The organism is Acidovorax cavernicola, from assembly GCF_003581445.1.
The window spans coordinates 1-902 of the sequence record NZ_QXMN01000269.1 but is presented as its reverse complement, the minus strand read 5'-3'; the positions used below and the strand labels follow the sequence as shown (position 1 = coordinate 902).

Annotated in this window: 1 protein-coding gene; it reads right to left on the bottom strand. The window is 64.7% G+C overall.

All coding sequences use genetic code 11. The features are described from left to right. The coding region (gene purB / locus D3H34_RS33065) for an adenylosuccinate lyase (protein ID WP_119558903.1) at positions 1–902 on the bottom strand (902 nt) is incomplete at both ends.

The window sequence follows — 902 nt, the reverse complement described above, 5'->3', positions numbered from 1 at the left end:
GATCAGGCGGTGCAGGTCTTCGGCCTGCACGGTCTTGCCGCGCGTGACTTCCTTGAGCTTTTCGTACGCGCCCTGCACGCCATAGCGGCGCATCACGGTCTGGATGGGCTCGGCCAGCACTTCCCAGGCGTTGTCCAGGTCTTCGGCGAGCTTTTCCTCGTTGAGTTCGAGCTTGTTCAGGCCGGTCATCAGCGAGGTGTAGGCCAGCGTGGCATAGCCCAGCGCCACGCCGATGTTGCGCAGCACCGTCGAATCGGTCAGGTCGCGCTGCCAGCGGCTCACGGGCAGCTTTTCCGACAGGTGCTTGAGCAGCGCGTTGGCCAGGCCCAGATTGCCTTCGGCGTTCTCGAAATCGATGGGGTTGACCTTGTGCGGCATCGTCGACGAACCGATTTCGCCGGCCTTCAGGCGCTGCTTGAAGTAGCCCAGCGAGACGTAGCCCCAGATGTCGCGCGACAGGTCGATCAGGATGGTGTCGGCGCGCGCCACGGCGTCGAACAGCTCGGCCATGTAGTCATGCGGCTCGATCTGGATCGAGTAGGGCTGGAAGGTCAGGCCCAGGCCGTTGGGTTCGGGGCTTTCGATGACCTGCTTGCTGAACGCTTCCCAGTCGAATTCGGGCCAGGCCGACAGGTGGGCGTTGTAGTTGCCCACGGCGCCGTTCATCTTGCCCAGGATTTTGACGCTCGCGATGCGGTCCACGGCGGCCTGCAGGCGCACCACGACGTTGGCCATTTCCTTGCCGACGGTGGTCGGGCTCGCGGTCTGGCCGTGGGTGCGGCTGAGCATGGGCACATCGGCGTACTGATGGGCCATTTCGCGCAGCTTGAGCACGATGCGGTCCAGTGCGGGCAGCACGACCATGTCGCGGCCGACGCGCAGTTGCAGCGCGTGGCTGGTGT